7 protein-coding genes are annotated in these 5,576 nt (G+C 74.1%); 4 read left to right on the top strand and 3 right to left on the bottom strand.

From position 1 onward, the window contains the following. Window positions 1-91 precede the first annotated feature (91 nt). Entirely contained in the window at window positions 92-1,078 is a 987-nt protein-coding gene (locus tag ACWF41_RS09085) for a sugar phosphate isomerase/epimerase family protein (RefSeq protein ID WP_380326446.1), read from the top strand. A 60-nt stretch (window positions 1,079-1,138) separates the two neighbouring features. On the opposite strand, the gene ACWF41_RS09080 is transcribed toward ACWF41_RS09085, so the two are convergent. Both ACWF41_RS09080 and ACWF41_RS09075 read right to left on the bottom strand, forming a co-directional pair. Next, window positions 1,139-1,594 carry a CoA-binding protein gene (locus ACWF41_RS09080; protein WP_380326443.1) on the bottom strand — a complete coding sequence of 152 codons (456 nt, stop codon included), beginning with the start codon at window positions 1,592-1,594 and terminating at the stop codon, window positions 1,139-1,141. 100 nt (window positions 1,595-1,694) lie between these two features. Beyond that, the gene (locus tag ACWF41_RS09075) at window positions 1,695-2,156 is read right to left on the bottom strand and encodes an anthrone oxygenase family protein (protein ID WP_380326440.1); all 462 of its coding nucleotides are present in this window, start codon (window positions 2,154-2,156) and stop codon (window positions 1,695-1,697) included. 48 nt (window positions 2,157-2,204) lie between these two features. On the opposite strand from ACWF41_RS09075, the gene ACWF41_RS09070 reads away from it, so the two are divergent. Continuing rightward, window positions 2,205-2,675: a PNPOx family protein gene (locus ACWF41_RS09070; protein ID WP_380326437.1), complete on the top strand. Its 471-nt coding sequence runs from the start codon at window positions 2,205-2,207 to the stop codon at window positions 2,673-2,675. On the opposite strand, the gene ACWF41_RS09065 is transcribed toward ACWF41_RS09070, so the two are convergent. Then, window positions 2,653-3,480, bottom strand: coding sequence for an alpha/beta hydrolase family protein (locus ACWF41_RS09065; RefSeq protein WP_380326434.1), 828 nt, complete (start codon window positions 3,478-3,480; stop codon window positions 2,653-2,655). The genes ACWF41_RS09070 and ACWF41_RS09065 overlap by 23 nt on opposite strands. Window positions 3,481-3,665: 185 nt before the next feature. Here ACWF41_RS09065 and ACWF41_RS09060 point away from each other — a divergent pair, with 185 nt between their 5' ends. Together ACWF41_RS09060 and ACWF41_RS09055 are read left to right on the top strand one after the other, a co-directional pair. Next, the gene (locus ACWF41_RS09060) at window positions 3,666-4,631 is read left to right on the top strand and encodes an ATP-binding cassette domain-containing protein (protein ID WP_380326431.1); all 966 of its coding nucleotides are present in this window, start codon (window positions 3,666-3,668) and stop codon (window positions 4,629-4,631) included. Further along, window positions 4,628-5,485, top strand: coding sequence for an ABC transporter permease (locus tag ACWF41_RS09055; RefSeq protein ID WP_380326428.1), 858 nt, complete (start codon window positions 4,628-4,630; stop codon window positions 5,483-5,485). Before ACWF41_RS09060 ends, ACWF41_RS09055 begins: the two co-directional genes overlap by 4 nt. The last annotated feature ends 91 nt before the right edge of the window (window positions 5,486-5,576 follow it).

Below are 5,576 nucleotides of genomic sequence, written 5' to 3'. Positions count from 1 at the left end.
TGGTTCTGGGGGTTGTCCCTTTGACACTGCCCCGCCCCACCGGGCCGTGTCTCGCCCCCCCCCCGCCGCTCCATCCCCTGAAGGAGAGACGATGACCAGCAAGTCCCAGCTGACGCGCCGCAGCCTGATCAAGGCGCTCGCGACGTCCACCGTGGCCGTCGGCCTCGGTGCCGCCGCCGCCCCGGGGGCCCTGGCCTCCACCGCCACCGCCGCCGACCCCCTGACGACCGCCGCCAACGGCCGTCTGGTGCCCCCGGGCAAGATCGGCATCCAGCTCTACTCGATCCGCGACAAGGTCTCGAGCCTCGGGTTCCGCACGGTGTTCGAGCAGCTCGCCGACATCGGGTACACCGAGATCGAGTTCGCCGGCTACACCCAGGGTCAGGTCGGGGCGATCACCCCCGAGGAGATCCGCCAGCTCCTCGACGACAACGGCCTGCGGGCCGTCGGGTCCCACGTCGGCATCGGAGCCCTGCGCACCGACCTGGCGCGCCAGCTCGAGATCGCCAACATCCTCGGCATGCCGCACGTCGGCACCGCGAACGCCCCGTCGAACGTCGCCACCGTGGACGGGTACCGGGCGGCCGCGGACGAGTTCAACGCGTGGGGCGCCCAGGCCAACGCCGCCGGGCTCAAGCTGTACCAGCACAACCACGCCGGCGAGTTCGCGTTCGCGTCCGACCAGCCCGACGTGCGCCTCTACGACGTCTTCTTCGACAACACCGACCCGGACGCGGTTTTCCTCGAGATGGACGTCTACTGGGCCTTCGTCGGCCAGCACCTCTACCCGGGGTTCGAGCCGATCGACTACGTGCGCAACCACGCCCACCGCTACCCGCTCCTGCACCTCAAGGACGGCGCACGCAACGAGGCCAACCCCAACGGCTTCGACATCATCGAGTTCGACGCCGGCGACCTGCCCTACCGCGAGTTCCTGCGCGCCACGAAGGCGCGCGGCACCCGCTGGGGCATCTGGGAGCAGGACAACGCCGCCACGACGGCCGTCCCGCCGAACCCGCTGGACTCGTTCGGCAACGCCCGCCGCAGCTACGACGGGATCCTCGGCCTGCGCGGCTGACCGTCCCCTGTGGCACCGGGGCCCCGTCCGCGTGTAGCGGTCGGGGCCCTCGTGGCGTCCTCAGCGGCGCAGCCCCAGCTCGATGGCGGGGCACCGGTCCATGACCATGTCGAGGCCCGCGGCGCGCACGCGCGCGGCGGCGTCCTCGTCGACGACGCCGAGCTGGAACCACACCGCCTTCGCGCCGATCGAGATCGCCTCGTCGGCGACGGCGCCCGCGAGCTCGGAGCGCACGAACACGTCCACGACGTCGACGGGGAACGGGACGTCGGCGAGGGTCGCGTAGCCCTGTTCGCCGTGCACGGTCTCGGCGCTCGGGTGCACGGGCACGATCCGCTTGCCGGCCCGCTGCAGCACGCCCGCGACGCCGTACGCCGCGCGTTCGGTGTTGGTCGACAGCCCGACGACGGCCCAGGTGGTCGTGCCGTCCAGCAGTCGGTCGATCGTGGCCGCCTCGTCGTCCGACCCGCTGGCGGGGCCGCCCGCGTCGTCCGGCGTGACGTCCGGTGCGCTCATGCGCGGCACAGCCCCGGCGTCGAGCGGCCTGCTCCAGTCCCTCGGGTCCCTCATGCGCATGCCCGCACCCTCCTCGTGGTCCGTTCCGTGCTCCGTGCACTCATGCGAACGCCAGCGCCGCACCCGCGAGCGCGCAAGCCGCGGCACACGCCGCCGTCCGCAGATGGTTGAGCCGCGCCCACGGGCGGTCGAAGGCCTCCCACCCGGCGGCGTCGCGGTGCGCCATGAGCCGGTCGTTCAGCGGTACGTTGCCCGCCGCGGTGACCCCGAGCATGCCCACCAGCATCACGACCGCGCACGCCGCGACCAGCCACGCGCCGTCGTGCCCGCCGACGAGGCCGACCACGCCCGCCACGACCGGAACGACGACGGCCGCGCCGAACAGCGTCATGAACGGCGGCCGCAGCGCGTCGGTGTTGATCGCGGCCATGGCCCGCGCGGCGTCGGCCGGGTCGAGGCGTCGTAGGCCCGCGACGACGAACGTCGAGAACGCTGCGAACACCCCGCCCGCCAGGCCGGTGACCAGCACGGTCAGCACGAGGAGCACGCCCCAGAGGTCCATGGGCCCAGTCAACCAGCGGGACGCGTCCCCGCGCAGCAGGATGGACCCATGCCCGCACCTCCCGCCGTCGTCAAGGCCACCAAGCGCTTCAACCCGTACGCCCTCAAGGTCAGCTCGCGCGTGCCGCCGTGGGTCACGCTGCACCACGTGGGCCGCAAGAGCGGGCGCGAGTACCGCACGCCGGTGGTCGCGTTCGCAGCCCGCGCCCCGATCGACACGCGGGTGTCGCGCCCCGGCGACCCAGTCGAGATCGGCGAGTACCGCGACATCCTCGTGCTCACGCCGCTGCCCTGGGGCGCGGACGTCGACTGGTGCCGCAACGTGCGCGCCGCGGGCTCGTACCGCCTCACCCGCAAGGGCGTCGACTACCGCGCGGACCAGCTGCGCGTCATGGACGCCGACGACGCCCGCCGCCTGCTCGGCGGGTTCGTCGGCGCGGCATCGGGGTTGATCGGCATCGAGTCCTTCCTCGTCGGGCGGCTCAGCCGCTGGCCCGTCAGCGAGACAGGGCGCGGCTGAAGAAAGCGACGGCGTCGGCCGCCGCCTCGGCCTGCAGCGCCGGGTCGCCACCGTCCGGGCCGTCGATGAAGTCGTAGTGCCCTGCGTCCGTGCCCAGCTCCCTCGTGTCGGCACCGGGGATCCCCGCCGCGTACACCTTCGCGTTCGTCTCGAACGGGACGGCCTCGTCGGCGCCGCCCCAGCGGACCGCCGTCGGTCGCGACACCGTGGCGAGGCTGCCCGGGTCGACGAAGGCGCCGAGCGGGCACAGCAGGTAGCCCGCGGAGACACGCTCGTCGCGGAACGACCCCACGGCGTGGTCCACCCAGGCGGCTCGCTCGGCCTCGGAGTGGGCGGCCCGCAGCTCCTCGACGATGCCCGGGCGCTCGGGCGTCGGCGGAGCCGGGACCTCCCCGGAGACCAGGCCGCGGAACGTCGCCCCGTCCACGCGCGCCCCGAGCAGGGCCGCCACCGTGTACCCGCCGATCGAGAAGCCCGCCGCGCCGACCGGCCCGCTCGGGTCGAGGACGTCGAGCACGCGGGACAGATCGAGCGCCCGGTCCCACCAGCGGACGAACGACTCCGCGGCGTACGGCTCCAGGAAGGTGTTGCCGTGGTGGTCGACCGCGGCGACGGAGCACCCGGCGGCCACCAGGTCGTCGATCAGGACGTGGAGGTTCTGCGCCGCCCCGCCCGTCCCGTGCGAGACGAGCACGAGGGGCGCTGCGTCGTCGGCACGCCACAGGTGGGTGCGGACCGGCCGAGGGCCGTCCGCGCCGTAGGCCGGTCGCGCGGGATCGGTGAGCTCGAGGACCTCGGCGTGCACGGGACTCCTTCGTTCGCGCGGGGCAGGTGGGCCCAGTGTGCCAGCGTCGATGCCGGTCGCGGCGACCCGACCGGCCGGGGCTTCGGCGTAAGGGAACCCCCGGGGCGGGCCGCGACACGGCCAGGGTCGATCTCAGGGGCCTGCCCGGTTCTGTGACACGCGTCACCCGCCGTACGTTCGACGGCATGATCGAGGCACAGGGTCTGTCCAAGAGCTACGGGAACAAGACCGCCGTCGACCGCGTCACCTTCACGGTGCGGCCCGGCGTCGTCACCGGCTTCCTCGGCCCCAACGGGGCGGGCAAGTCCACCACCATGCGCATGATCATGGGTCTCGACCGGCCCTCCGCGGGCTCGGTCACCGTCAACGGCCGCCCGTACGCGCGGCACCGATCCCCGCTCACCGAGGTGGGTGCCCTGCTCGAGGCCCGGGCCGTGCACCCCGGCCGGACGGCGCGGGCGCACCTGCGTGCGCTGGCCGCCACGCACGGCATCCCCGACCGGCGGGTCGACGAGGTCGTCGACCTGACCGGCCTGGCCTCGGTGGCCCGCAAGCGGGTGGGCGGCTTCTCGCTCGGCATGGGTCAGCGGCTCGGCATCGCGTCGGCGCTGCTGGGCGACCCGCGCACGCTGATCCTCGACGAGCCCGTCAACGGCCTCGACCCCGAGGGCGTCCTGTGGGTGCGCCACCTCGCGCGGAGCCTCGCGGCCGAGGGCCGCACCGTCTTCCTGTCCAGCCACCTCATGAGCGAGATGGCCCTCACCGCCGACCACGTCATCGTCATCGGGCGCGGCCGCATCCTCGCCGACGCACCCGTCAGCGACGTCGTCGAGGCCGCGTCGCGGCGTGCGGTCACCGTCCGCACCCCCGGCCCGTCGGCGCTGCGCACCGCGCTGGAGCGAGCGGGCGCCGCCGTCGTCGTGCCCGACGTCGCCCACGAGGGCGCGCTGGAAGTCACCGGTCTCGACGCGGCGGCGATCGGCGAGATCGCCCTCACCACGGGCGTCGCGCTGCACGAGCTGACCCCGGTGGCCTCGACCCTCGAGGACGCCTACCTGGAGCTCACGGCCGACGCCGTCGAGTACCGCACCGACGACCCCGCCGGCGACCTCGCCGCCGCCGGCTCGACGAGCCCGGGAGACCACTCATGAGCGCCACCACCACCCTCGTCGCGGGCCGTGAGCCCGCGCACGGCACCCACGTGACCTTCGCGCGCGTGCTGCGCTCGGAGTGGCTGAAGCAGTGGTCGCTGCGCTCCACGTGGTGGGGCATCGCGCTGACGGTGCTGCTCATGGCGGGGCTCGCGGTCGTCATGGCCGCGACGCTCGGGTCGGCCACGACGTCGCCCGACATGCAGGAGACGATGAGCGCCGACCCACGGCTCGCCGTCCCGAGCGGCGCCGTCGCCGTGACGTTCGGGTACGGGTTCGCGCAGCTCACCGTGGCGGTCCTCGCCGTCCTCACCATCACGGGCGAGCATTCCACGGGCATGATCCGCGCGACCTTCGCCGCCGTGCCGCGCCGCCTGCCGGTCCTGTGGGCCAAGCTGGCCGTCGTCGCGGCGACCACGGCGCTGCTCGCCGTCGTCGGCCTGGCCGCGGCATGGCTCGCGACGGCGTCCTCGCTGTCCGCCGACGGCCTCTCGCTGGACTTCTCCGACGGCGAGCACCTGCGGGCGCTGGGCGGCACGGTCGTCTACCTGGTGACCGTCGCCGCGCTCGCCCTGGGCATCGGCGCGCTCCTGCGCAGCACCGCCGCCGGGATCGCCACCACCCTGGGCCTGCTGATGGTGGTACCCCTGCTGTTCCAGGGGCTGGCCGGCTCGGCCGCCTGGGCGCAGGACGTGTACGCCTACCTCCCGACCGTGGCCGGCGAGCGGCTCATCGCCACCGGCCCCACGCCCGACGGCCTCCTGGCCCCCGGCGCCGGGTTCGCCGTGCTGGCCGGGTACGCCGTGGCCGTGCTCGCCGCCGCGGCCCTCGCCGTCCGGCGTCGCGACGCGTGAGCCGCGCCCTGAGGTCGGTCGTCTGTCACGAGGGGGGGGGGGGGGGGGGAGACAGGGAAAAAAAAAAAAACCCAGAAAGACGGAGGAGTCG

It is taken from the genome of Isoptericola sp. NPDC055063 (assembly GCF_053608125.1).
This window is presented reverse-complemented; position numbering and strand designations above follow the sequence as displayed.

What these genes read in the sequence shown, in the direction of transcription:
- ACWF41_RS09055 (WP_380326428.1), top strand. Translation starts at nt 4,628, where the DNA reads ATGAGCGCCACCACCACCCTCGTCGCGGGCCGTGAGCCCGCGCACGGC.
- ACWF41_RS09085 (WP_380326446.1), top strand. Translation starts at nt 92, where the DNA reads ATGACCAGCAAGTCCCAGCTGACGCGCCGCAGCCTGATCAAGGCGCTC.
- ACWF41_RS09060 (WP_380326431.1), top strand. Translation starts at nt 3,666, where the DNA reads ATGATCGAGGCACAGGGTCTGTCCAAGAGCTACGGGAACAAGACCGCC.
- ACWF41_RS09080 (WP_380326443.1), bottom strand. Translation starts at nt 1,594, where the DNA reads ATGAGCGCACCGGACGTCACGCCGGACGACGCGGGCGGCCCCGCCAGC.
- ACWF41_RS09075 (WP_380326440.1), bottom strand. Translation starts at nt 2,156, where the DNA reads ATGGACCTCTGGGGCGTGCTCCTCGTGCTGACCGTGCTGGTCACCGGC.
- ACWF41_RS09070 (WP_380326437.1), top strand. Translation starts at nt 2,205, where the DNA reads ATGCCCGCACCTCCCGCCGTCGTCAAGGCCACCAAGCGCTTCAACCCG.